We start from the raw sequence: 23,135 nt of genomic DNA on the forward strand, positions 1-23,135 counted from the left end.
CGGCCCCCGGCCTGGCGGGCCCGGCTACTGTGGGTCCGGTGACGATCCGAATCTCTCCGAGCGTGCTCAACTCCGACCTCGCCGACCTGGCCGGGGAGGTGGCCCGCATCGGCAACGCCGACTTCGTCCATCTCGACGTGATGGACAGCCACTTCGTGCCGAACCTCACGTTCGGGCTGCCCGTGGTGGAACGCCTGCTTCAGCGGATCACGCTGCCGGCGGACGTGCACCTGATGATCGCCGATCCCGACACCTGGGCACCCGAGTACGCGCGGGCGGGTGCGGCCTCGGTCACATTCCACGCCGAGGCCTCGGCCGCGCCCGTGCGCCTCGCCCGGGAGCTGCGGGCCGCCGGCGCCCGGGCCGGCATCGCGCTCAAACCCGCCACCGACATCGCCGCCTACGTCGACCTGCTGCCGGAGTTCGACATGGTGCTGCTCATGACCGTCGAACCCGGCTTCGGCGGCCAGTCCTTCATCGAGGGCACGCTCGGCAAGATCGCCCGCACCCGGGCGGCGGTGGACGCGACGGGCCGCGACATCTGGGTCCAGGTCGACGGCGGCGTCTCCCGCGCGACCATCGGCGCCGCCGCCCGCGCCGGCGCGGACATGTTCGTGGCCGGCTCCGCGGTGTATTCGGCCGCCGACCCGAACGCCGAGATCGAGGCCCTGCGCCGGCTGGCGCAGGCAGAGCGCACCCCCGCGGCCTGACCCGGCGGGCACGAGGCGATATACTCGGCCCCGAGTTTGACGTGCTCCGGGGTCGGTGAAATTCCGAGCCGGCGGTGACAGTCCGCGACCCGCGCGCCCAGCATCATCGGGCGAACGGTTGACCTGGTGGAATTCCGGGACCGACGGTGAGAGTCCGGATGGGAGGAAGCACGCGGCGCATCCGACATGCGCCGTCTCCAGGCGAACGCGCGTGGCGTCGCCTGCCCCGGACGATACGTCCGGGAAGGTGGACGCGATGCTCACCCGCCGGCTGGTCGCGCCCCTGGTGTTGGGCGCCGTCGGCGTGCTGCTGTGGTCGCTCCTCGCGCCGGTCGCCGGCCCGCAGGTGCTGCCGGGCCCCGGTGCGGTGGTCTCCCGTCTCTGGCTGGAGCTGACCGCAGGGGGCCTCCTCGGCCACGCCGTCGTCACCCTGGGCGTGAGCGTCCTGGGCTGCGTCTTCGGTGTCGCCATCGCGTTTCCGCTGGGCTATCTCATCGCCCACATCCCGGTCGTCTCGGCCGCCATCGGGCCCTATCTGGCCGCATCCCAGGCGATCCCCGCGGTGGCCCTCGCGCCGCTGCTGGTCGTCTGGGTCGGCTACGGCGCCCTGCCCACAGCCCTGCTGTGCACCCTCATGGTGTTCTTCCCGATCACCATCAACACGGTGCTCGGCTTCACCCGGCTCGATCCCGACATCATCGGCGCCGCCCGCGTCGACGGCGCCGGCCAGGTCATGCTGCTCACCTGGATCGAGTTCCCCCTCGCGCTTCCGGCGATCCTCGCCGGGGTCCGCAACGGGTTCGTGCTCTCGGTCACCGGAGCGGTGGTCGGGGAGTTCGTCATGGGTGGCCAGGGGCTCGGGCAGCTGCTGGCGGTGTACCGCGATCGCGGTGACACCGCCGGCCTCATGGCGGTCCTCGGCGCGCTCGTGCTCGCGGCCATCGCCCTGTTCGGGCTGGTGCGCCTACTGGAGAGGAAGCTGGAATGGTAACGATCCGCCGTTCGATCGTGGGGACGACGCTGCTCACCCTGGGAGCGCTCGCGCTCGCCGCCTGTGGTGCGGGAGGTGGGGGAGCGGCCGATGGCGCCTCGGGTGCCGGCTCCCCGCCGGGGCAGGGGGGAGGGGGAGCGGACACGCCGGTGACGATCGGACTCACGTACGTGCCGAACATCCAGTTCGCGCCGTGGTACGTCGCCGAGGAGGCCGGCTACTTCACCGACGCCGGGGTCGAGGTCACCCTGCGTCATCACGGCCAGGACGAGGATCTCTTCGGGGCCCTCGCCGCGGGGGTCGAGCAGGTCGTCGTCTCCGCCGGCGACGAGATCCTGCAGGCCCGTTCCCAGGGCGTCGACGTGGTCGACTTCGCCACCGTCTACCAGGACTACCCCGTGCGCCTCGTCGTCCCGGCGGACTCGCCGATCCACACGCTGGCCGACCTGCGGGGCGCGAGCATCGGGATCCCCGGTCGCTACGGGCAGAGCTGGTTCGGGCTGCTCGCCGCCCTCGAACAGGCCGGGCTGACCGAGCACGATGTGACGATCGCGGAGATCGGCTTCACCCAGCAGACCGCCCTGAGCGCCGGCCGGGTCGATGCCGTGGTCGGATTCGTCAACAACGACGTGCCCAAGTTCCGTTCCGCGGGGCTGGCCGTGCGGGTCCTCGACCAGGATCCCGTGCCGCTCGTGGGGGTGGGGATGGGCGCGGCCGGCGCGATGATCGACTCCGAGCCGGCCGCCCTCGCCGGAATCCTCACGGCGGTGCACCGGGCCGTCCAGGACATCGTCGCCGATCCCCAGGTGGCGATCGACGCGGCCCGGGAGCACATCCCCGGCACGATCACCCCGGACCAGGAGGAGGCGATGCGGCGGAGCATCGAGGCGACGATCCCGCTCTACGGGGACGTCGACGCGGCGGCCTGGGGCACGCCCGAGGTCGGGCGCTGGCAGGGGATGGCCGACTTCATGTCCGCCCAGGGGCTGCTCGAGGGCGCCGTCTCGCCCGGTGAGGCCGTGACCGACGAGATCGCCGCGAACCAGTAGGCTGGGCCGTCGTGAAGACCTTCGAGGAACTGTTCGCAGAGCTGACACACAAGGCACGCACCCGACCCGAGGGCTCGGGCACGGTGGCACAGCTGGACGCCGGGGTGCACGGCATCGGCAAGAAGATCGTCGAGGAGGCGGCCGAGGTGTGGATGGCCGCCGAATACGAGACCGATGACGACACGGCCCTGGAGGTCTCGCAGCTGCTCTACCACCTCCAGGTGCTCATGGTGGCCAAGGGCCTCACTCTCGACGACGTCTACAAGCACCTTTAGAGGAACGAATGTTGCGGATCGCTGTACCGAATAAGGGCGCCCTCGCCGGCCCCACCTCCGACCTGCTCCGGGAGGCGGGCTACCGCCAGCGCGGCGAGGGCCGGGAGCTCGTGCTCATCGACCCGGAGAACGAGGTCGAGTTCTTCTACCTGCGCCCGCGCGACATCGCGGTGTACGTCGGCGCCGGCACGGTCGACGCCGGGATCACCGGCCGCGACCTCATGCTCGACTCCGGGGTCGAGGCGGTCGAGCATCGCCGCCTCGGCTTCGCGCGCTCCACGTTCCGGTTCGCCGCACCGGTGGGGACGATGGCCTCGCTCGGCGACATCCGGGGCAAGCGCGTGGCCACCTCCTATGCGGGGGTCGTGCGCGACTACCTGCGCGACCACGACGTCGAGGCCACGGTCGTGCGGCTCGACGGCGCGATCGAGTCGACCGTGCACCTGGGCGTGGCCGACCTCGTGGCCGACGTGGTCGAGACCGGTGCGACCCTGCGGGCCGCCGGACTCGAGGTCTTCGGGGAGAAGATCCTCGAGTCCGAGGCCGTGCTCATCCGACCCACCGGCGAGCCGCGGGCGGGCATGGAGATCCTCGACCGGCGCATCAAGTCCGTCCAGGTCGCCCGGCAGTACGTGATGATGGACTACGACGTGCCCGAGGACCTCGTCGACGTGGCGGTCTCGATCACGCCGGGGCTCGAATCGCCCACCGTCTCCCCGCTCCATTCCGATGGCTGGATGGCCGTGCGGGCGATGGTCGACGCGGAGCAGGCGCACCGGACCATGGACCGGCTCTACGACCTGGGTGCCCGGGCGATCCTGGTCACCTCGATCGAAGCCTGTCGCCTCTGACCGATGTCCGAGACCACGGCCTCGCCGCTCCGCCCCCGGGCCACCCGGTGGGTCGCCGGCGGGCTCGTGGTACTCACGCTCGGCGGGGCCGCCACCCTCATGGTCATGCTCGCGCTCGACGGCCTGCTGCAGTCGATGTTCGCGCTGTGGATCATCGCCCTCGCACTCGGGGCCGCCGTGTTCCTGCTGCTGCAGGCGCTCGTCGTGGCCCGTGCCACCGCGCAGGGTCTCTACGTGCGCAACCTCGTGCGGCGGCGGCTCCTCCCGTGGGAGTCGATCGTCTCGGTGCGGTTCGGTCCGGACCGGCCGTGGGCCCAGCTCGACCTGGACGACGGCACGACGTGGCCGGTCATGGCGATCCAGTCCGCCGACGGCGCCTACGGGCACGAGCAGGCGCGGCGGCTTGCCGGCTGGGTGCAGGACCGGGAGGGGACCGATCCGAATCCGTGAGGGCCGGGTCCGAAGCCGTGCGGACTAGAGGTACAGGCCCGTGGAGACCTCGACCCGTTCTGCGGCCACGGCGTGCAGGTCCTTCTCACGCAGGATGACGTAGCTGTGGCCCTGGATCTCCACCTCGTGTCGGTTCTCCGGCGCGAAGAGCACGTGGTCGCCGGTGGTCACGTGACGCACCTCGGGCCCCGTTCCCAGCACCTCCGCCCAGACCAGCCGGGACGCCATCTCGGCCGTCGCGGGGATGAGGATCCCGCCGGCGCTGCGGCGCTCGGAATCCGCGTCCGGTCGCACGATCACGCGGTCGTGCAGCATCATGATCGGCAGGGTGCCACTGGTGAGATCAGCCACGGTCACCCAGCCTAGTCGCCGCGTACCGCCCCGCCGCCGCGGCGGCGAGGAACGGGGCGGGATCCTGGTCGTGGCCGCGGCCCATCGTGCTCAGCCGTACGGGCGAGGTGGCGAGCGCCTCGTCGAGGCCCGTGACGGGCTCGGTCACGAGGGTGTGCCGGCCCGGGAGGGTGCCCGCCTGCCGGTGCACGAGGTCACCGAGCCCGCCCGGCAGGTCGGGCACGACGATCGTCGCCGGGGCGAGCGCCACGCGCCCGTACGCGGTGAGGGAGTGGTGGGAGATGCCCCGATGCCGCTCGCGTGGGTCGGCGCCCGAGACCCGCAGGCTCCCGATCGGTCGGCCGCCGAGGACCGCGGCGGCGTTGAGGACATCGCCCGCGTGCGTGCCGGAGAAGCCCCACCGGGTGCCGGTGCCGAGGTTTCCCGGCCCCTGGGCCACGATGGCGAGATCGGCGCCGGCCACGTGCCGGGCGGCGAGCAGCCCGGTGTGGACGTTCACGGCCTCGAGGTCGCCCCCGTAGGCCTGCCCGACCGTGATGACCGAGGCGATCCACGCGGCCTCCCGCAGGGCGCTGATCGTCCGGGAGAACGCGGCCGGCAGGGCGCCGCCGTCGGTCATGACGTAGGCGATCCGTGCCCGAGGGGCGCGGGCCCGCACGCCCGCCGCGATCGCGGGGAGTGCCGAGTGGAGATCGGCCGTGATCACGGGCAGGCCGCCGAGGTCGTCGGCGGTGGCGAGCACCTCGTGATGGGGGGACTCCTGCTCGTCGACGCCGAGCCGGACCGTCTGCATCGGGGTATAGCGGGCCTTGACGATGTGACCCGGGGCCGGCGGCGGGTCGGCCGGGAGTCGGTCGGGGATCGCCACGACGAACGCGAAGCCCCCCGTTCCCAGCCCCTTGGCGAGCGCCGCCGCGGACAGCAGCACCCGCTCGCCCACGCGGGCCACCCCCACGAGATCCGTGTAGGCGAGCGCGCGCACCGGCGTGCCGTCACCGAGTTCGGCCCGCAGCTGCTGCACCCCGGGCCAGCCCTCGTCCTCGGCCCGGACCGTCGCCTCTCGCCAGATCATCATGCCTCGCAACGTACCGTGCCCGCCCCGTCCCATGCTGCGATCCGGCCCGATCCGGCCCGAGCGTCTCCCGCCGGCCCGATCCGTCCGATGCGCCGGTGCGGCTAGGCTGACTCCCATGAGAACGCCGGGCCGTCCGGGGACCGAGGAATGACGGCAGTCCCCGCCCACGAACGCCTCCTCGACCTCGTGATCGCCCTGACGCAGGCGCGCCCGATGATGACCAAGGAGCAGATCCGTCGGCGGGTGCGCGGCTACGAGGGCTCCGGCGAGGGCGGCGGTCGTGCGCAGGAGGCCTTCGAGCGCAAGTTCGACCGCGACAAGGAGACCCTGCGCAGGCTGGGCGTTCCGCTGCTCACCCTCACGAGCGTCGTCCACGAGGACGAGGTGGGCTACCGGATCGACATGGACGACTACGAGCTGCCGCGGGTGCGGCTCACCACGGCCGAGCTCGGCGTGCTCTCGCTGGCGGCCGAGGCCTGGCAGGACTCCCAGGTGGCGCGATCGGCGCGGCGCGCGCTCACGAAGCTGCGCGCCCGCAGCCCCCAGGAGGCCGGGGAGACGGGCCCGGGTCCGTCTCCATGGCTCGCCGGCGCGGCGGTGCTGTCGGCGCCGCAGGAGTCCCTGGCCGACCTGCTCGGGGCGATCACCGACCGGGTCGCGGTCGCGTTCTCCTACCACGCCGCCCGCACCGGACGCACGAGTGGGCGACGGGTCGAGCCGTGGCGCATCGTCGCCCGCGAACGCGGCTGGTACCTCGTGGGGTGGGACCGTGACCGGCGGGACCGGCGAACCTTCCGGCTCTCCCGGATCGAGGGGGCCGTGACCCGCCTCGCCGAGGGCGCGCCGATCGAGATTCCCCCCGCGGAGGTGGACCCGGCGGAATCCGGCGGGTCTCCAGGGTCCACAGGGCCTACTCGGTCTGCTCGGTCTGCTCGGTCTGCTCTCGTGACGGCGGAGCTCGCCGTCCGTACCGATCGGGCCGGCCGCCTGCGCGCCGCCGGGCGCGTGACCGGACGACTCGGCGGGCGGGCGGGCGAGCGGGACGGCGCCGGCGAGGAGCGGGACGTCCTCGAGATCGAGGTCGCGGACCCGGAGACATTCGCGGGCGAACTCGCCGGCTACGGGGACGCCGTCGTCGTCCTCGCCCCCGCCGACCTGCGGGCAGCCGTGCTCGCGCGGCTCCGGGCGGTCGCGGGCCTGGCGGAACAGGCGGGCGAGGCGCCGGCCGAGGGGAGCGCGTCATGACGGATCACGCCCCCGACCGGCTGGCCCGCCTGCTGGCGCTCATCGCCTACCTCGAGGAGAACCCGGGCGTGCCCGTGGCCCGGGTCGCCGAACACTTCGGCGTGCGCGAGCAGCAGGTGCTCGAGGACGTGAACACGCTGTGGGTCAGCGGCGCCCCCGGCTACCTGCACGGCGACCTCATCGACTTCGCGGCCGACGAGTACGACCACGGCGTGCTCACGCTCACGGACGACCAGTCGATGTCCACCCCGCTCCGACTCGATCCGGCGGAGGCCGTCGCGCTCCTCGTGGCCCTGCAGTCGCTGGCCGCCGTCATCGGGGAGAACGCGCTCGTGGCCTCCACCTCCGTCAAGCTGCGCGAGGCCGCGGGCGACGCCGCGCGGCTGACCGAGGCGGTCCGCATCGACGGCCCCGAGCCCGCCGAGCATCGCGGCCTGCTGGCCACGGCGATCTCCGCCGACCGGCGAGTGCGGCTGCGCTACCTCTCCGGCGCCGACGAGGAGACCGAGCGGGACGTCGACCCCCTCACGCTCCTGACCGACGGGCAGCACTGGTACCTCGACGCCTGGTGCCACCGGGCCCGCGCGCCCCGGCAGTTCCGGCTCGACCGAATCCTCTCGGCCTCGGCCCTGCCGGTCCCGCGCGCTCGGCACGCCGGACATGCTGGGCATGCCGGGCGGCGCGGACCGGGGGCCGCCGGCGACCAGGTCGCCCTGCGACTGGCCGGCCGGGCGCGCTGGGTGGCCGATCAGGTGCCGCACACCCGGGTCGACGACCACGACGACGGCTCCTTCACCCTCCACCTCGGCGTGACCGACCCCCGCTGGCTCCGGCGGCTGTGTCTCGAACTCGGCCCGCTGCTCCTGGGCGTCGGCCCAGGGCCCGTGGCGCGGGACGTGGCGGGCTCGGCGCGGGCCGCACTCGAGGCCTACGCCGCGTTCGAGCGCCCCGACGCGGCCGGCGAACAGCTCCCATAGGGGCCCATCGGTCAGGTCACGGTTGGGCCGCAGATGCGTGCCCCGTTCATCCGCGGTGGAACGCGTGCTCATCGCTGGGTTAACCTGTGCGGATGCAGTGGGTCATCGTCTGGAGCGTGCTCGTCGTCGCCACGCTCGCCGGTGCCACGTGGCTGGCCCTGCGGCTCTATCGGCAGGTCCGACGCTTCCTCGCCCAGTTGCGGGACACGACGATCGTGCTCGAACGGCTCGAGGAGCGGATCGAGGAGCTGACCGAGCTACGCGGCCCGGATCCCGCGTTCACCCCGGATCTGGCGGCGAGCCCGGAGCGGCGGATCCGGCTGCGTGCCCGGATCGAGGAGAACCGCGCGCGGCGCCGCCGGCGCACGCAGGAACGACGCCGCCGGACGCTCACCCGCTGGCAATTGGAACGCGTGGTCGCGGCGCGACCGGACCCGCGGTCTAGAATGAACCACACACCTTCCACACAAGGCGGAGAATAGTCATGGGTCTGAAGAATCCAGTCATCTGGCTCGTCCTCATCGGGATCGTCATCGTGCTCTTCGGCGCCTCGAAGCTGCCCGACATCACCCGGAACGTGGGCAAGTCCCTCAAGATCTTCAAGCAGGAGGTCCGCGAGCTCAAGGACGACACGAACGTGAACACGGGCACCACCGGTTCGACCGCGGCCACGCCCCCCGTGGTCGAGGGAACCGCGTCCGCCCCGTCGCCGCAGGCCGCCCCCGCACAGCCCGAGCAGCCGCCGGCCGCGCCGCATCCGAGCACGCCCCCCGCCGACACCAACCGGTAGTCGTCCGTGGCCCAACGTCCCGGACTCTCCCGCAAGGGAAATCCGGAAGGAAAGATGGCGCTGGGCGACCATCTGCGGGAGCTGCGGCGGCGCTTCATGCTCGGCGCGATCGGCCTCGTCGTCGGCGCCGTCATCGGGTGGCTCGCCTTCGACCTCGTCTTCGCGATCCTGCAGGAGCCGTTCGACAAGCTGAACGACCGGGGCCTGGTCGCCAAGCTGAACTTCACCGCGATCGCCTCGTCCTTCGACCTGAAGATCCGGATCTCCCTCTTCGTCGGCACGCTCGTGTCGGCCCCGTGGTGGCTCTACCAGATGTGGGCCTTCATCACCCCGGGCCTGACCAAGAAGGAACGCCGCCGCACGATCGCGGTCGTGGCGGCCGGGGTGCCGCTGTTCCTCGCCGGTGCGACGATGGCCTGGCTGGTCCTGCCCAAGGCCGTGGCGATCCTCACGCAGTTCACCCCCGAGGGCGTCGTCAACTTCATCGACGCGAACGTCTACCTCAAGTTCGTCATGCAGTTCGTGCTCGCCTTCGGGGCGGCCTTCCTCATGCCGCTGTTCATGGTCGTGCTCTCGGCCATGGGCATCGTCAAGGGGAGGACCTGGCTGCGCGGCTGGCGCTGGGCGATCCTGGCGATCTTCCTCTTCTGCGCGATCGCGACGCCGACGACCGACGTCGTGTCCATGTTCATCATGGCCTCGCCGATCATCGCCCTCTACTTCATCGCGGTCTTCTTCAGCGTGCGACAGGACAAGCGGATCGCGAAGCGCCGGGCCGCGCTCGACGCCGAACTGGCCGCCGAGGACGAGTCGGCGGGTTCGGCAGGGTCGGGGGAGCCTGCGGAGACCATCGGGGCGAATCCGGCGGATGTGACAGACCGGTCCCGATGAGGCGATCGCACCGGTTGGGTGTGATCGTCAATCCGGTCGCCGGCCACGGCCGCGGCCGCACCGGCGGGCACACCGTGCTGACCGAACTGGCGCGATGCGGCTACGAGGTCGTCGACCTCTCCGGGCAGAGCGCCACCGACGCGCTGCGTCATGCGCACTCCGCCCGGGCGGACTACGACGCGCTCGTGGTCGTCGGCGGGGACGGGATGGCCCACCTCGGCTTCAACGCCGTGGCCGGCACGCCGACCCCGCTCGGTCTCATCGCCGTCGGCTCCGGGAACGATCTCGCCCGCAGCCTCGGGCTGCCGATCCACGACGTGCCCGCGGGCATCGCCCTCATCGGCGCCGCCCTGAGCGGCCCGCCGCGGCGCATCGACGCCATCGAGACCACCGTCGCGGCGCCGCACCCGGCGCGCGTCTCGACGCGGCCGGACGGGCTCGACTGGGCCGCGGCGATCGTCTCGGCCGGCTTCGACGCCGCCGTGAACGACCGGGCCAACTCCTACCGCAGGCCCCGGGGCGGGGCACGGTACGTGCGTGGGGTGCTCGCGGAGCTGCGCACGTTCCGACCCTACGGCTACCGGCTCACGATCGACGGCGCCACCCGGGAGTTCGACGGCGCCCTCGTCGCCCTGGCGAACGGTCGCACCTTCGGCGGCGGCATGGCGATCGCCCCGGACGCCCGCCTCGACGACGGGCTCATCGACGTCGTCATCGCCCGCGACATCGGCCGGGCCGAACTCCTGCGCGTGTTCCCGCGGGTGTACCGGGGCACCCACGTCGATCACCCCGCCGTGGAGGTCCTCCGGGCCCGGCACGTGCGGATCGAGGCGATCGAGGGCCATCCCAGCCCGGTCCCGGTGGCCTTCGCCGACGGCGAACCCCTGGGGGCCGTGCCCCTCGAGGCCACGATCCGGCCCGGCGCCGTGCGCTTCCTGGGACCCGGCAGAGGCGGGCACCCGCGCGCCGTAGGCTGACACCATGACCTCCCCGGCAGAACGCTACGCTGCATCGCGCTCCCGCTCGAGTCGGTCGAAGCGCTTCGAGCTCGGCTACTCCTTCGCCCTCGACGAGTTCCAGCGGGAGGGCTGTCGGGCGATCGACGAGGGCCGCGGCGTGCTCGTGGCGGCCCCGACCGGCGCGGGCAAGACCGTGGTGGGCGAGTACGCCGTCCATGCGGCGCTGGCGACGGGGCGCAAGGCGTTCTACACGACGCCGATCAAGGCGCTGAGCAACCAGAAGTTCGCCGACCTCACCGCCGTGCACGGGGCCGAGAACGTCGGCCTGCTCACGGGGGACACGTCGATCAACGGTCAGGCACCGATCGTGGTGATGACCACCGAGGTCCTGCGGAACATGCTCTACGCGGGCTCGGATGCGCTGCGCGGGCTCGGCTACGTCGTCATGGACGAGGTGCACTACCTGGCGGACCGGTTCCGCGGGCCCGTCTGGGAGGAGGTCATCCTCCATCTCGCGGACGACGTGCAGCTCGTCTCCCTCTCGGCCACGGTCTCCAACGCCGAGGAGTTCGGGCAATGGCTCACCGAGGTCCGCGGCGACACGGCGGTGATCGTCTCCGAGCACCGGCCCGTGCCGCTGTGGCAACACGTGATGGTCGGGCCCCGGCTCGTCGACCTGTACGCCTCCGAGGTCGACCCGACCGCACCGGGGGTCAACCCGCCGATCTCACCGGATCTCGTCGAGGCCATCCGGGACGCGGAGAGCTCCCGTCCGGGCTCCCGCGGCGGCGGCCCGGGCCGGCGGGGCTCCGGCGGAGGGCACCGGCGGGGACAGCGCGGCGGACACCGGCCCTGGCAGGTGCGCCCCGCCCCCCGCTCGATCGTCGTGGACCGCCTCGACCGGGCCGGACTCCTGCCCGCGATCGTCTTCATCTTCTCCCGTGCGGGCTGCGACGCCGCGGTGCTGCAACTGCTCACCTCGGGCGTGCAGCTGACGACGCCGGCGGAGCAGGACCGGATCGAGGAGATCCTCGCCGAGCGGACCGCGGCCCTCCCGCGGGAGGATCTCGAGGTGCTCGGATTCTGGAGCTGGCGACAGGCCCTGCTCGCGGGCGTCGCCTCCCACCACGCCGGCCTCCTGCCGGTCTTCAAGGAGACGGTCGAGACGCTCTTCACGGCGGGGCTGATCAAGGTCGTCTTCGCCACCGAGACCCTCGCCCTCGGCATCAACATGCCGGCGCGCAGCGTCGTGCTCGAGAAGCTCGACAAGTGGGACGGCCAACGCCACGCGGACATCACGGCGGGGGAGTACACCCAGCTCACGGGCCGGGCCGGCCGGCGGGGGATCGACGTCGAGGGGCACGCGGTCGTGCTCTACTCCTCCGGGATGGACCCGGTGGGCATCGCCGGGCTCGCGTCCCGACGGACCTACCCGCTGCGGTCCGCCTTCCGGCCCACGTACAACATGGCCGTCAACCTCATCGACGCCACGGGGGCGGCCCGGGCGCGAGAGACCCTCGAGACCTCCTTCGCCCAGTTCCAGGCCGACCGGGCCGTGGTCGGGCTGGCGCGGCAGGCGCGCGCGCACACCGAGGCCCTCGAGGGCTATGCCGAGGCGATGTCGTGTCACCTCGGCGACTTCGGAGAGTACATCGAGCTGCGCGATCGCATCAGCCGACGCGAGAAGGAGCTCTCCCGCTCCCGATCCCGGGAGCAGCGGGAGGCCGTGGCGGAGGCGGTCGCCGGGCTGCGCCGGGGCGACGTCATCCAGCTGCCCGGCGGGCGCCGGTCCGGGCATGCGGTCGTGCTCGAACGCCCCGACCGCGCCGACCTCGACGGGCCGAGCGTGCTCGTGCTCACGGACGAGTCCCGGGTCCGCCGCCTCGGTGGCGCCGAGCTCCCGTACGGCACCCGCGCGATCGCCCAGGTGCGCATCCCCAAGCAGTTCAACCCGCGTCGTCCACACGACCGCAAGGATCTCGGCGCGAGCATGCGGGCCGCGCTCGGCGCCCTCGCCCACGCCGCTCCCGGCCCCGAGCGGCTGCCCTCGAGGGCCGGCTCGGACGACGACCTCGCCCGCCTCCGGGCGGCGCTGCGGGCCCACCCCTGCCACGGCTGCGCCGAACGGGAGGACCACGCCCGGTGGGCGCAGCGATGGCACCGGCTCAAGGTCGAACACGACAAGCTCATGCGCCGGATCGAAGGCCGCACGAGCTCGATCGCCCGGGACTTCGACCGCGTGTGCGAGGTCCTCCTCGCGCTCGGATACCTCGACGACTCCGGCGCCGAGGAGGAGCCGGCGGGCGGGGGCGGGCTGACCGTGACCGAGCAGGGGCGGCGGCTGCGCCGGATCTACTCCGAGCGTGACCTCATCGTCGCCGAGAGCCTGCGCGGACGATTCTGGCAGGACCTGGACGCCCCGGAACTCGCGGCCGTCGTCGCCGGGGTGCTGTACGAGGCCCGCGGGGACGAGGTCTCCCCGTTTCCACCCGTCCCCGGTGGGCGGGAGGGGCAGCTGGGCCGGGCGCTCCTGCGGACCGTCGCGGTGAGCCACGACGTCGCCGCGCTCGAACGCGGCACGGGCCTGACGGCCGGGGACCCGCTCGATCTCGGGCTCGTCCTCCCGATGCTGCGCTGGGCCTCCGGCGACGGACTCGACAGCGTGCTCAGCGGCGCCGACCTCGCCGCGGGCGACTTCGTCCGCTGGGCCCGGCAGGTGCTCGACCTGCTCGACCAGCTCACCCTCACCGCCCCGACCGCCGCGCAGCGCGACCGGGCCCGGGCGGCCATCCGGCTCGTGCGCCGCGGGGTCGTCGCCCAGGACGTCTTCGGCTGAGCCCGCCGGCCCCGACACGGACCGGCGGCCGCCGTCGGGTGCGCATGCCTCCTGGGTGAGAATGGGGGCATGACTCTGCTGCTACGCAACGGCACCATCCACTCCGTGGGCGACCCATTCGCCACCGCGGTGCTCATCGACCGGGGCACGATCGCCTGGATCGGCCAGGAGAGCACCGCCGACACGCTGGCGGCGGAGACCGTCGTCGACCTCGACGGCCTGCTGCTGACCCCGGCCTTCGCGGATGCGTGGGCGCCCGCGGGGGAGGGCGCGGTGCCCCCGGGAGTCGTCGCCGCACAGGTGGCGGCGCCGGCCACCCTGGCCGCGCCGGGACTCGAGGTGACCGAGATCGCCGCGGTCCACGTGCGGGAGGCGGGAGCCCTCGGCGCCGCGCTCGAGCGAGCGAGCGCCGGCCCCGTGGCCGGAGGGCCCCCGCGGCTGCACCTGCCCGGATCACTCACCCTGACCGACGGCGACGTCGAGGCGATCGTCCGCGCGCACGCCGTCGTCGTCACCGCGGCAGCCGACGGCGGATTCGCCCTCCCGCTCGCCCGCCTCGTCGCCGAGGGGGTGCTCGTCGCCTTCGGAAGCGGCGGCCGGGACTGGCACGATCCGTGGTCGACCATCACGGCGGCCGTGAGCACCGGACCCGCACCGCTGACAGCCCGGGCGGCCTTCAACGCCCACAGTCGTCAGGTCTGGCGCCTCGGCCCGCCCGCCGCGATTCCGCGGGGCACGATCGCCGTCGGCTCTCCCGCCTCGGTGGCCGGCTGGGCCGTCGAGGCGCTCGCCGTGCAGACCCCGGACGAGCGGGTCGCGTCCTGGTCGACCGATCCGCGCGCGGGCACGCCGCTGCTCCCGGCGCTCGGCCCCGGCGAGGTCCGCCCCGTGCACGCGTTCACCCTCGCCGGCGGCGAGGTCGTCGCGTGGGACGAGTCGATCCTTCCCCGTCCAGCCTGACACGCCGACGGGGCCCAAGTCACCCGCGCCGATCGTGGGCGCCTGACCTGCGCAGACGTTGCTGACCTGCACGAACACGGGTTTGTGCGAAGCCGGTGTCGTCGGTATCTTCGTGAGGCGTGGCTTCGTCAACGAAGCACGGGCCGGCCGGATCCGCGAGTTCCATAGAAAACGTCCACGGCAGCGCCGTGACGGACCGAAGGACGCGCGGACCGGCCGGGCCATCCTCGCCGCGCCACCCCGCGTCCGATGCGTCGCGACGGCACCGTATCCTGGAGCATATGCACACTCCGCGCCGCCTCACCACCCTCGTGTCGGCGGCCCTCGCCGGAGTGCTCACGGACGCGGCGTTCCCGCAGCGGAATCTGTGGCCGCTGGCCCTCGTGGGGATGGCGATGCTCTTCCTGGCCCTGCGCCGGGACTCGGCCCGGTGGGCCGTCCTGGTCGGCTTCACGTGGGGCGTCGGCTTCTTCCTGCCCCATCTGTGGTGGGCGCGCGAGGCGGTCGGGCCCGTACCGTGGATCGCGCTGTCGGTCGCGGAGAGCCTGATCATGGCGGCGGGCTGCGCCTGTTACGTGTGGATCCGGCGGATGCCCGGGCTGCGCCGGGGCGGCCTCCTCGCCGCGATCGCCTTCGCCGCCGCCTGGACGAGCGCCGAACAGGTGCGTCAGGTCTGGCCCTTCGGCGGGTTCCCCTGGGGGCGGCTCGCGTTCTCCCAGACGGACGGCCCGCTCCTGGCACTCGCCGGAGTGGTGGGCGCCATCGGCGTGTCCTTCGTCGTCGCCCTCCTCGGCGGCGTCGCCGGGGTCGGCTGGCAGGCGGTCCGCCGGTTCGATCTCGTGCGGGTGCCGGCGGCCGTGCTCATCCTCGCGCTCGGGCTCGGGGCCCCGCTGCTCATCGGCCTCGACACCCGGGCAGAGGCCGGCACCCTGCGAGTCGGGGCCGTGCAGGGGAACGTGGCCGAGCCCGGGCTGGACGCGTTCGGCGAGGCCCTCCAGGTGACCACCAACCACGTCCGCGGCACGCAGCGGCTCATCGCCGAACACGGACCGGTCGACCTCGTCGTGTGGCCCGAGAACGCCGCGGACCGCGACCCCCGCTCGAACCGGCAGGCCCGCGCGCTCGTCGAGGAGGCGGCAGCGAGCGCCGGGGTCCCGATCCTGGTGGGCACGGTGCGCTACACCGACGACGCCCGCTATAACGAGATGCTCATCTGGGATCCGGTCACCGGGGCGGGGGACGCCTACGCCAAGCAGATCCCGGCGGCGTTCGCCGAGTACATCCCGATGCGCTCGATCGCCCGGAAGTTCTCCGCGGCGGTCGACCTGGTCCAGGTCGACATGGCCCGGGGCACGGAGGTGGCGAACCTGACCGTGCCGCTGGCGGACCGTTCGGTCGACGTGGGAACGATCATCTGCTTCGAGGTCGCCTACGACTCGGTGGCCCGCGACGCCGCCCTCGCCGGCGCGGAGTTCCTGCTCGTGCCGACGAATAATGCGACGTTCGGGTACACCTCGGAATCGACCCAGCAGTTCGCGATGTCCCGGTTCCGGGCGGTCGAGCACGGCCGGGCGGTCGTTCAGATCTCCACCGTGGGCGTCTCCGGGGTGATCATGCCCGACGGGTCCGTCTCGGAGCAGACCGGGCTGTACACGGCCGAGGAGTTCGCGGCCGACCTCCCGCTGCGCACCTCGATCACGCTCGCCGACCGCCTGGGCGACGCCCCCGTCGTCCTGCTGCTCGCGCTCACCGGGATAGGGTTCACTCTGGGAGTGGTCTCCCACCGCCGTCACCGCTGAGGAAAGGCACGGACTGCATGCGCACCGTGGTGATCATCCCCACCTATAACGAGCGGGAGGCTCTGCCGATCACGCTCGCCGCGCTGCGCGCGGACGTGCCCGAGGTCGACGTGCTCATCGTCGACGACAACTCCCCGGACGGCACGGGCCGCTGGGCCGACGAGTACGCGGCCGGCGACCCGCGGGTGCAGGTGCTTCACCGCAGCTCCAAGGACGGGCTCGGGCGGGCGTACATCGCGGGCTTCCGCTGGGCGCTCGCGCGGGGGTACGCCTCGATCGTGGAGATGGACGCGGACAGCTCGCATCGCTCGCTCGACCTGCCGGCGCTGCTGCGCGCCGCGGCCGATGGGGCCGACCTCGTGATCGGCTCCCGGTGGGTGCCCGGCGGGGCGGTCGAGAACTGGCCGCTGCACCGGCAGCTCCTCTCGCGCGGGGCGACGACCTACACGCGGCTGGCGATGGGCCTGCCCGTGCGCGATGCCACCGCCGGGTTCCGGGTCTATTCCGCGCGGCAGCTCGGCTCCCTCGACCTCGACGAGGTGGACTCCCAGGGCTACTGCTTCCAGATCGACATGACGTGGCGGGTGTACCGGGCGGGCGGGCGGATCGTCGAGGTGCCGATCACCTTCGTCGAACGCTCCGAGGGCCAGTCGAAGATGTCCGGGGCGATCGTGCGCGAGGCGCTGGTCAAGGTGACCGGCTGGGGTGCGGCCCGACGGTGGCAGCAGCTGCGCGGCCTCGTGCGGCCCGGCCCGCGCTCGGCCTGAGGATCCCGGGCCCGGGCCCCGGTCACGCGAGCGAAGCCGAACGGGGCGCCGCGGTCCGCGGCGCCCCGTTCGGAAATCCGGTGTGGCTCAGGCGCTGCGGCGGCGCAACTGTCCGGAACGGAGCAGGTCGAGGCGCTCGTCGAGCAGCTCCTGCAGTTCGGCGCGGGTACGCCGTTCGAGCAGCATGTCCCAGTGGGTGCGCTGCTTCTTGCCGGGCGCGTCCTCGGGGCGCTGGGCGTCGCGGAGCAGTCCCTCCCCGACCGGAGTCTCCCAGACCGGGGGGATCTCGGCCTCGGCCGAGAAGGGCACCACGACGACACGACCGTCGGGCAGGTCGTAGGTCGCTTCGACCCGGGGAGCGAACTCGACCCCGGACTCCGTCTCGAGACTCTTGGATCCGATGCTGGATCCACGCAGTGAACGTTCGGCCATCGTGTCTCTCCTCTGGCTAGTGCTGGGCGCGGGGTGGCCGCGCGTCGCATGGGGGATAACGCCCGATCATGCAGCGATGTTCCCACGCGGTGGTGAAGGTGATGTGAACGTCTCGCCCGGAGGTCGTGGCGCGCGTCACCACCCCGGCCTCCATGCAGGCCGCACCCAGGGGATTCCCAGGTGCGCGCGGAGTCGCCGCGGGAGGAAGTGCGGCAGGATGGGCGGCATGCATCGCCTCCAGGAACTCATCATCGCGACGGTCGGTGCGCGGCCCCGGATCGATCCGCCGGCGGAGTTGCGCCGCCGGATCGACTTCCTCCGGGACTACCTCGCGCGCACGGGCCTGGGAGGGTTCGTGCTCGGGATCTCCGGCGGCCAGGACTCGACCCTGGCAGGCCGGCTCGCCCAGCGAGCCGTCACCGAACTGCGTGCGGACGGCGCCCGCGTCGTCTTCGTCGCCGTGCGCCTGCCGTATCGGGTCCAGTTCGACGAGGACGATGCGCAGAAGGCCCTCGACTTCATTCAACCGGATGAAGTCATCACCCTTGACGTTGGCGGGGCGACGGACGCGCTCGTCGCGCAGGGGAGCGCCGCCGGCGCGGCGTGGGGAGACGTCACGCGCGGAAACGTCAAGGCCCGCCTGCGCATGACCGCCCAGTACGCGATCGCGGGGGAGCGCTCGCTCGCGGTGCTCGGCACCGACCACGCCGCGGAGGCGGTCACGGGCTTCTACACCAAGTTCGGGGACGGCGCCGCCGACCTCACCCCGCTCGCCGGCCTGACGAAGCGGCAGGGGCGGGCGCTGCTCGTCGCCGCGGGCAGCCCGGCCGCGCTGTACGAGAAGGTGCCGACGGCCGACCTGCTCGATCAGGACCCGGGCCAGAGCGACGAGGCGAGCCTCGGACTGACCTACGACCAGATCGACGACTACCTCGAGGGCAAGACGATCGAGGAGCGCGCGGCCGCGGACCTCGAGGCGAAGTTCTGGGCCAGCCGGCACAAGCGCCGGCAGCCGATCGGCCCCGACGACACCTGGTGGCGCGAGGCCTGAGGGCGGGCGTTGCGGCGTCGGGCCATTGACGGTCCGAGTCGTGGCGCTAGGGTGAAAGTGTGCTGGTGGGGGTCGACTTGAGGGAACGTCCACGGCGGCAGACGACGCAGTCGTGAGCAGATGGGGGTCGGTGCAATGGTGGGACTGATCGGCTACGTCATCCTCCTGGCGATCGGAGTGGGATTGTCGGCTGCGGGGTGGGGTGCCGCGGCGGAGGTGTTCGCGCTCGTCGTCATCGGCTCGCTCATCCTGCTGTGCAGCTGGGCGCTGCGCCGCAATCACCGGCAGGGTCGATCCGTGCGCGGCGGTGTCCTGGCGCTCGCCGCCTGCGCCGGTTGCCTCATCATGACCGGTGCCCTGTACGCGACGGGCCGGCTCGGACTCGGGCTCGCCGTCGCGGCCCTGTCCATCCTTCCGGCGCACCTCCTCAGGAGGGCGATCGAGACGCCGGAGCCCGCATCCGTGTGAAGCCGTCGTCGGCGACCTCGAGGCGACGGGCGGGCCGCCCACCTCGCGGCCGTGCTCAGGCGGGCCCGACGACCCTGGCGAGGGTGGCGGCCAGATCGCCCGGGCGGGTGAACTGCGGCCAGTGGCCCGTCGGCAGGTGAACGATCGTGACGTCGTCCATGCGCGCGAGTTCGGCGGTCGCGGGCTCGCCCGCGGCCATCCACGCGCGGAGCTGCTCGGGCGTGAACTCGCACGAGACGACGGTCGCGGGGATCGTGAAGCGGGCCTCGTCGTGGAGGTCGAGTTCGTCCGAGGCGACCCGGGCCGGGGCCGGGATCGCCCGGGCGCGCAGGTCCGCCCGCAGCTCCTCGGTCAGGTCCACGAGGTCCGCCTCCTCGAAGACGTCCCAGTCGGGCAGCGGGATCACCCCGCCGGTGACCGGCAGGTCGGGGGCGACCCGTGAGCCGGGACCGCCGGGCACGGCGTCGACGTAGACGAGTCGGGCGACGCGTTCCGGGCGAGCGTCCGCGGCCGCGTGGACCACGGCGGCGCCCGCGGAGTGCCCCACGAGCACGACGTCGTCATCGAGCCCGTCGATCAACTCGACCACCGCGGCGATCTGATCGGCGAGGGTGACCTCGCTGCGGCGCCCGTCGTAGCGCCCGGCGCCGGGCAGGGTGACGGGATGGGCATGATGATCGATCACCTCGAGCAGCGGCACCACCCCGGACCAGGAGGAGGCGTCGAGCCAGAGACCGGGAACGAGGAGGATGCGCATGGGGCCAGCGTAGTGATCGACGCGGCGAAGCGGGCGGCAACCGGATCCCGGTGCGCGCTTGGAGCAGGAGCGGCTTCGTGGAAGGATCGTCGGCGTGGGCGGCGCGGAACAGCAGGAGCGACTCGCCGCACTCGTGCGCCTGCGGCGAGTCCGCGACCGCATCGACCGGGAATACGCCTCCCCGCTCGACGTGCCGACGCTGGCGGCCGGGGAGTTCATGTCCGCGGGGCATTTGAGTCGGGAGTTCCGGCGAGCCTTCGGCGAGTCTCCCTACAGCTATCTCATGACCCGCCGGATCGAGCGGGCGAAGGCGTTGCTGCGCCGCGGCGACGTCACCGTGACCGAGGCGTGCTTCGCCGTCGGCGGCTCCTCCCTGGGAACCTTCAGCACCCGCTTCACCGAACTCGTCGGGGTCACGCCGAGCGAGTACCGGCGCCGCCACGCCGACGAGACCGCGGGTATCCCCGCCTGCCACGCCAAGCAGGTGAGCCGCCCGATCCGGGACACGTCGGAAATCGAGAAGCGCCGCGACGTCGCACGGCATAGCGTGCAGCCATGACGATCACCATTCACCATGCCTTCCTGCCCCAGACGGATCCGGACGCCGCGATCCGGTTCTACCGCGACGTCCTCGGTTTCGAGGTCCACCGCGACGTCGAGAACGACGGTCTGCACTGGATCACCGTCGGCCCTCCAGGCCGGCCCGAGACCACCATCGTGCTGCATCCGCCCGCGGTCGACCCCGGGCTGACCGAGGACGAGCGGCGCACCGTGCTCGAGCTCATCGCCAAGGGCAGCTACGCCGGGCTCACGCTCGCGACCGACGACCTGGACGGACTGTTCGAGCGGCTCGTCGCCGCGGGGGCCGACATCCTGCAGGAGCCGGCCGATCAGTTCTACGGGGTGCGCGACGCCGCGGTCCGGGACCCGAGCGGCAACCTGCTGCGCATCAACCAGGCCTAGCCCGACCGACCACCGACGCCCGTGCTGAAAGGCGACCATGACGACGTCCGCCCCGTCCGCCCCGTCCACCCGTCCGCTCGCCGACGGCCACGACCTCATCCGAGTCGTCGGCGCGCGCGAGAACAACCTCGCCGACGTCTCGGTGGAGCTGCCCAAGCGGCGCCTGACCGTGTTCACCGGCGTCTCGGGTTCCGGTAAGAGTTCGCTCGTGTTCGCCACGATCGCCGCCGAGTCGCAGCGGATGATCAACGAGACCTACAGCGCGTTCCTGCAGGGCTTCATGGCGAACCGGGCCCGGCCCGACGTGGACGTGCTGGACGGGCTGACGACCGCGATCGTCGTCGACCAGGAACGCATGGGCGCCGATCCGCGCTCGACCGTGGGGACCGTGACCGACACGGGAACGATGCTGAGAATCCTCTTCAGCCGGCTCGGAACCCCGCATATCGGGTCGCCGCAGGCCTTCTCCTTCAACGTCGCCTCGATCAGCGGGGCGGGGGCGGTGACGTTCGAGAAGGAGGGCAAGAAGGTCAAGGAACGCCGCGACTTCAGCATCCTCGGCGGCATGTGCGCCCAGTGTGAGGGCCGCGGGCAGGTGAGCGACTTCGACGTGACCGCCCTGTTCGACGCGGACAAGTCCCTCAACGAGGGCGCCCTGACGATCCCCGGCTACAGCATGGACGGCTGGTACGGCCGGATCTTCCGGGGGGCCGGGTTCTTCGATCCGGACACGCCGATCCGGGACTTCTCGACGCGGGAGCTCGACGCCCTGCTGTACTCCGGACCGGTGAAGATCAAGGTCGAGGGCATCAACGTCACCTACGAGGGACTCGTGCCGAAGATCCGCAAGTCGTTCCTGAGCAAGGACCGCGACGCGATGCAGCCGCACATCCGCGCGTTCGTCGACCGGGCGATCACGTTCGGCACGTGCCCGGACTGCGGGGGCACCCGGCTGAACGAGACCGCCCGCTCCTCACTCGTCGCCGGGAGGAGCATCGCCGACGTGAGCGGGATGCAGATCTCCGATCTGGCCGAGTGGATCCGCGGGCTCGACGAGCCGTCGGTGGCGCCGCTGCTCGACTCCCTCTCGGCGACCCTCGACTCCTTCGTGGAGATCGGCCTCGGCTACCTCTCCCTCGACCGGCCCGCGGGCACGCTCTCGGGCGGGGAGGCCCAGCGTACGAAGATGATCCGGCACCTCGGCTCGGCCCTGACCGACGTGACCTACGTGTTCGACGAGCCGACGATCGGCCTGCACCCGCACGACATCGAACGCATGAACACCCTCCTGCTGCGACTGCGGGACAAGGGCAACACCGTGCTCGTGGTCGAGCACAAGCCGGAGATGATCGAGATCGCCGATCACGTGGTCGACCTCGGACCCGGCGCGGGATCGGCCGGCGGGCACATCGTCTACCGCGGCGATGTGGCGGGCCTGCGCGCCTCGGACACCCTGACCGGGAGGCACCTGGACGACCGGGTGGGGCTCAAGGCGGCCGTGCGCACGCCCGCGGGCCGGCTGCCGGTCCGGGGCGCCTCCACCCACAACCTCGCCGGCGTCGACGTCGACATCCCGCTCGGGGTGCTCACCGTGCTCACGGGCGTCGCGGGCTCGGGCAAGAGTTCTCTCGTGGACGGTTCGATCTCGGGCCTGGACGGGGTCGTGACGGTCGACCAGCAGGCGATCCGCGGTTCCCGGCGATCGAATCCGGCCACCTACACGGGCCTGCTCGATCCGATCCGCAAGGCCTTCGCGAAGGCGAACGGCGTCAAGCCCGCGCTGTTCTCCTCCAACTCGGCCGGCGCATGCCCGGTCTGCAACGGCGCCGGCGTGATCTACACCGACCTCGGTGTCATGGCCACGGTCGAATCACCGTGCGAGGAGTGCGGCGGCAAGCGTTTCCAGGCCGAGGTGCTCGACTATCGCCTCGCGGGTCGGAACATCGCCGAGGTGCTCGCCCTGCCCGCGGCGGGCGCCCACGAGTTCTTCGCGGGGGAGGGGGCCGTGCCGGCCGCAGCCACGATCGCGCGCCGGCTCGACGAGGTCGGCCTCGGCTACCTCACGCTGGGCCAGCCGCTCACGACCCTCTCGGGCGGGGAGCGGCAGCGCCTCAAGCTCGCCATGCACCTGGGCGAGCGGGGCGGGATCTACGTGCTCGACGAGCCGACGACGGGACTGCACCTGGCCGACGTCGACCACCTGCTCGGGCTGCTCGACCGGCTCGTGGACGCAGGCAAGTCGATCATCGTGATCGAACACCACCAGGCCGTCATGGCCCACGCGGACTGGATCATCGACCTCGGCCCGGGAGCCGGCCACGACGGCGGGCGCGTCGTCTTCGAGGGCACCCCGGCCCAACTCGTGGCGGACCGATCGACACTCACCGGCGAGCACCTGGCGGCCTACGTCGGTCGGTGAACCCGCCGTCCCGAGGGGGGACGGATGCACGGATCACCTGGGAGATCTGATACCACAGTGGTACCGTCG

The 23,135-nt window shown here is 72.5% G+C and carries 25 protein-coding genes and 1 riboswitch; of the genes, 21 read left to right on the forward strand and 4 right to left on the reverse strand.

The features are described 5' to 3' along the window. Positions 1–38: 38 nt before the first annotated feature. The 6 genes from rpe to GCE65_RS07575 all read left to right on the forward strand — a co-directional run bounded on the left by rpe (position 39) and on the right by GCE65_RS07575 (position 4,326). Positions 39–710 carry a ribulose-phosphate 3-epimerase gene (gene rpe, locus GCE65_RS07550; protein WP_153877954.1) on the forward strand — a complete coding sequence of 224 codons (672 nt, stop codon included), beginning with the start codon at positions 39–41 and terminating at the stop codon, positions 708–710. A 39-nt stretch (positions 711–749) separates the two neighbouring features. Next, positions 750–884, forward strand: a riboswitch (FMN riboswitch). 82 nt (positions 885–966) lie between these two features. Further along, positions 967–1,701, forward strand: a complete 735-nt coding sequence (locus GCE65_RS07555) for an ABC transporter permease (RefSeq protein ID WP_152818134.1) — start codon at positions 967–969, stop codon at positions 1,699–1,701. After that, entirely contained in the window at positions 1,695–2,750 is a 1,056-nt protein-coding gene (locus GCE65_RS07560; RefSeq protein ID WP_153877955.1) for an ABC transporter substrate-binding protein, read from the forward strand. The genes GCE65_RS07555 and GCE65_RS07560 overlap by 7 nt, the downstream gene beginning before the upstream one ends. Before the next feature lie 11 nt (positions 2,751–2,761). Further along, positions 2,762–3,025 carry a phosphoribosyl-ATP diphosphatase gene (locus GCE65_RS07565; RefSeq protein ID WP_153877956.1) on the forward strand — a complete coding sequence of 88 codons (264 nt, stop codon included), beginning with the start codon at positions 2,762–2,764 and terminating at the stop codon, positions 3,023–3,025. A gap of 8 nt (positions 3,026–3,033) precedes the next feature. After that, a complete protein-coding gene (gene hisG, locus GCE65_RS07570) occupies positions 3,034–3,876 on the forward strand; it encodes an ATP phosphoribosyltransferase (protein ID WP_152818132.1) in 843 nt (280 codons plus the stop codon). A gap of 3 nt (positions 3,877–3,879) precedes the next feature. Further along, a complete protein-coding gene (locus GCE65_RS07575) occupies positions 3,880–4,326 on the forward strand; it encodes a PH domain-containing protein (RefSeq protein ID WP_152818131.1) in 447 nt (148 codons plus the stop codon). A gap of 24 nt (positions 4,327–4,350) precedes the next feature. Here the strand turns inward: GCE65_RS07575 and GCE65_RS07580 are convergent, their stop codons facing one another. Both GCE65_RS07580 and GCE65_RS07585 read right to left on the reverse strand, forming a co-directional pair. After that, positions 4,351–4,677 (reverse strand): co-chaperone GroES, encoded by a 327-nt coding sequence (locus tag GCE65_RS07580; protein WP_255475302.1) that lies wholly within the window; start codon positions 4,675–4,677, stop codon positions 4,351–4,353. Then, the gene (locus GCE65_RS07585) at positions 4,670–5,752 is read right to left on the reverse strand and encodes a DUF3866 family protein (RefSeq protein WP_153877957.1); all 1,083 of its coding nucleotides are present in this window, start codon (positions 5,750–5,752) and stop codon (positions 4,670–4,672) included. The genes GCE65_RS07580 and GCE65_RS07585 overlap by 8 nt, the downstream gene beginning before the upstream one ends. Before the next feature lie 147 nt (positions 5,753–5,899). Here GCE65_RS07585 and GCE65_RS07590 point away from each other — a divergent pair, with 147 nt between their 5' ends. From GCE65_RS07590 to GCE65_RS07635, 10 genes are all read left to right on the forward strand, one after another. Then, positions 5,900–6,997, forward strand: coding sequence for a YafY family protein (locus GCE65_RS07590; protein ID WP_153877958.1), 1,098 nt, complete (start codon positions 5,900–5,902; stop codon positions 6,995–6,997). Beyond that, positions 6,994–7,974: a YafY family protein gene (locus tag GCE65_RS07595; RefSeq protein WP_153877959.1), complete on the forward strand. Its 981-nt coding sequence runs from the start codon at positions 6,994–6,996 to the stop codon at positions 7,972–7,974. Before GCE65_RS07590 ends, GCE65_RS07595 begins: the two co-directional genes overlap by 4 nt. Before the next feature lie 92 nt (positions 7,975–8,066). Continuing rightward, entirely contained in the window at positions 8,067–8,456 is a 390-nt protein-coding gene (locus tag GCE65_RS07600; protein ID WP_152818127.1) for a hypothetical protein, read from the forward strand. 2 nt (positions 8,457–8,458) lie between these two features. Beyond that, positions 8,459–8,764: a twin-arginine translocase TatA/TatE family subunit gene (gene tatA / locus GCE65_RS07605; protein WP_152818126.1), complete on the forward strand. Its 306-nt coding sequence runs from the start codon at positions 8,459–8,461 to the stop codon at positions 8,762–8,764. A gap of 54 nt (positions 8,765–8,818) precedes the next feature. After that, entirely contained in the window at positions 8,819–9,655 is an 837-nt protein-coding gene (gene tatC, locus GCE65_RS07610) for a twin-arginine translocase subunit TatC (RefSeq protein WP_152818125.1), read from the forward strand. Next, entirely contained in the window at positions 9,652–10,632 is a 981-nt protein-coding gene (locus GCE65_RS07615; RefSeq protein WP_153877960.1) for a diacylglycerol kinase family protein, read from the forward strand. The genes tatC and GCE65_RS07615 overlap by 4 nt, the downstream gene beginning before the upstream one ends. Before the next feature lie 4 nt (positions 10,633–10,636). Beyond that, positions 10,637–13,450: an RNA helicase gene (locus GCE65_RS07620; RefSeq protein WP_153877961.1), complete on the forward strand. Its 2,814-nt coding sequence runs from the start codon at positions 10,637–10,639 to the stop codon at positions 13,448–13,450. 69 nt (positions 13,451–13,519) lie between these two features. Next, positions 13,520–14,410, forward strand: a complete 891-nt coding sequence (locus tag GCE65_RS07625; RefSeq protein WP_153877962.1) for a hypothetical protein — start codon at positions 13,520–13,522, stop codon at positions 14,408–14,410. 281 nt (positions 14,411–14,691) lie between these two features. Continuing rightward, complete coding sequence (gene lnt, locus GCE65_RS07630; protein ID WP_153877963.1) at positions 14,692–16,209, forward strand: apolipoprotein N-acyltransferase; 1,518 nt, start codon at positions 14,692–14,694, stop codon at positions 16,207–16,209. 17 nt (positions 16,210–16,226) lie between these two features. Next, positions 16,227–16,976, forward strand: coding sequence for a polyprenol monophosphomannose synthase (locus GCE65_RS07635; protein WP_153877964.1), 750 nt, complete (start codon positions 16,227–16,229; stop codon positions 16,974–16,976). An 87-nt stretch (positions 16,977–17,063) separates the two neighbouring features. On the opposite strand, the gene GCE65_RS07640 is transcribed toward GCE65_RS07635, so the two are convergent. Further along, a complete protein-coding gene (locus GCE65_RS07640) occupies positions 17,064–17,408 on the reverse strand; it encodes an RNA polymerase-binding protein RbpA (protein ID WP_152818119.1) in 345 nt (114 codons plus the stop codon). Between the two features lie 226 nt (positions 17,409–17,634). Here GCE65_RS07640 and nadE point away from each other — a divergent pair, with 226 nt between their 5' ends. Both nadE and GCE65_RS07650 read left to right on the forward strand, forming a co-directional pair. Continuing rightward, positions 17,635–18,459, forward strand: a complete 825-nt coding sequence (nadE, locus tag GCE65_RS07645; protein WP_153877965.1) for an ammonia-dependent NAD(+) synthetase — start codon at positions 17,635–17,637, stop codon at positions 18,457–18,459. A gap of 135 nt (positions 18,460–18,594) precedes the next feature. Beyond that, positions 18,595–18,927, forward strand: coding sequence for a hypothetical protein (locus GCE65_RS07650; RefSeq protein WP_153877966.1), 333 nt, complete (start codon positions 18,595–18,597; stop codon positions 18,925–18,927). 55 nt (positions 18,928–18,982) lie between these two features. On the opposite strand, the gene GCE65_RS07655 is transcribed toward GCE65_RS07650, so the two are convergent. Next, positions 18,983–19,684, reverse strand: coding sequence for an alpha/beta fold hydrolase (locus tag GCE65_RS07655; RefSeq protein WP_152818116.1), 702 nt, complete (start codon positions 19,682–19,684; stop codon positions 18,983–18,985). A gap of 94 nt (positions 19,685–19,778) precedes the next feature. On the opposite strand from GCE65_RS07655, the gene GCE65_RS07660 reads away from it, so the two are divergent. The 3 genes from GCE65_RS07660 to GCE65_RS07670 are packed head-to-tail and all read left to right on the forward strand — an operon-like array spanning position 19,779 to position 23,066. Next, the gene (locus GCE65_RS07660; RefSeq protein WP_153877967.1) at positions 19,779–20,243 is read left to right on the forward strand and encodes a helix-turn-helix transcriptional regulator; all 465 of its coding nucleotides are present in this window, start codon (positions 19,779–19,781) and stop codon (positions 20,241–20,243) included. Continuing rightward, positions 20,240–20,647: a VOC family protein gene (locus GCE65_RS07665; RefSeq protein ID WP_152818114.1), complete on the forward strand. Its 408-nt coding sequence runs from the start codon at positions 20,240–20,242 to the stop codon at positions 20,645–20,647. The genes GCE65_RS07660 and GCE65_RS07665 overlap by 4 nt, the downstream gene beginning before the upstream one ends. A gap of 37 nt (positions 20,648–20,684) precedes the next feature. Next, on the forward strand, positions 20,685–23,066 hold the full coding sequence (locus tag GCE65_RS07670; protein WP_153877968.1) for an excinuclease ABC subunit UvrA: 2,382 nt from the start codon (positions 20,685–20,687) through the stop codon (positions 23,064–23,066). The last annotated feature ends 69 nt before the right edge of the window (positions 23,067–23,135 follow it).

Source organism: Pseudactinotalea sp. HY158 (assembly GCF_009660225.1).
Lineage (GTDB): Bacteria > Actinomycetota > Actinomycetes > Actinomycetales > Beutenbergiaceae > HY158.

Bases quoted from the DNA above. Each gene is read 5' to 3' on its own strand.
- GCE65_RS07555 (WP_152818134.1), top strand. From the start codon at position 967: ATGCTCACCCGCCGGCTGGTCGCGCCCCTGGTGTTGGGCGCCGTCGGC.
- GCE65_RS07560 (WP_153877955.1), top strand. From the start codon at position 1,695: ATGGTAACGATCCGCCGTTCGATCGTGGGGACGACGCTGCTCACCCTG.
- hisG (WP_152818132.1), top strand. From the start codon at position 3,034: ATGTTGCGGATCGCTGTACCGAATAAGGGCGCCCTCGCCGGCCCCACC.
- GCE65_RS07575 (WP_152818131.1), top strand. From the start codon at position 3,880: ATGTCCGAGACCACGGCCTCGCCGCTCCGCCCCCGGGCCACCCGGTGG.
- GCE65_RS07585 (WP_153877957.1), bottom strand. From the start codon at position 5,752: ATGATGATCTGGCGAGAGGCGACGGTCCGGGCCGAGGACGAGGGCTGG.
- GCE65_RS07590 (WP_153877958.1), top strand. From the start codon at position 5,900: ATGACGGCAGTCCCCGCCCACGAACGCCTCCTCGACCTCGTGATCGCC.
- GCE65_RS07595 (WP_153877959.1), top strand. From the start codon at position 6,994: ATGACGGATCACGCCCCCGACCGGCTGGCCCGCCTGCTGGCGCTCATC.
- GCE65_RS07600 (WP_152818127.1), top strand. From the start codon at position 8,067: ATGCAGTGGGTCATCGTCTGGAGCGTGCTCGTCGTCGCCACGCTCGCC.
- tatA (WP_152818126.1), top strand. From the start codon at position 8,459: ATGGGTCTGAAGAATCCAGTCATCTGGCTCGTCCTCATCGGGATCGTC.
- tatC (WP_152818125.1), top strand. From the start codon at position 8,819: ATGGCGCTGGGCGACCATCTGCGGGAGCTGCGGCGGCGCTTCATGCTC.
- GCE65_RS07615 (WP_153877960.1), top strand. From the start codon at position 9,652: ATGAGGCGATCGCACCGGTTGGGTGTGATCGTCAATCCGGTCGCCGGC.
- GCE65_RS07620 (WP_153877961.1), top strand. From the start codon at position 10,637: ATGACCTCCCCGGCAGAACGCTACGCTGCATCGCGCTCCCGCTCGAGT.
- GCE65_RS07625 (WP_153877962.1), top strand. From the start codon at position 13,520: ATGACTCTGCTGCTACGCAACGGCACCATCCACTCCGTGGGCGACCCA.
- lnt (WP_153877963.1), top strand. From the start codon at position 14,692: ATGCACACTCCGCGCCGCCTCACCACCCTCGTGTCGGCGGCCCTCGCC.
- GCE65_RS07635 (WP_153877964.1), top strand. From the start codon at position 16,227: ATGCGCACCGTGGTGATCATCCCCACCTATAACGAGCGGGAGGCTCTG.
- GCE65_RS07640 (WP_152818119.1), bottom strand. From the start codon at position 17,408: ATGGCCGAACGTTCACTGCGTGGATCCAGCATCGGATCCAAGAGTCTC.
- nadE (WP_153877965.1), top strand. From the start codon at position 17,635: ATGCATCGCCTCCAGGAACTCATCATCGCGACGGTCGGTGCGCGGCCC.
- GCE65_RS07650 (WP_153877966.1), top strand. From the start codon at position 18,595: ATGGTGGGACTGATCGGCTACGTCATCCTCCTGGCGATCGGAGTGGGA.
- GCE65_RS07655 (WP_152818116.1), bottom strand. From the start codon at position 19,684: ATGCGCATCCTCCTCGTTCCCGGTCTCTGGCTCGACGCCTCCTCCTGG.
- GCE65_RS07665 (WP_152818114.1), top strand. From the start codon at position 20,240: ATGACGATCACCATTCACCATGCCTTCCTGCCCCAGACGGATCCGGAC.
- GCE65_RS07670 (WP_153877968.1), top strand. From the start codon at position 20,685: ATGACGACGTCCGCCCCGTCCGCCCCGTCCACCCGTCCGCTCGCCGAC.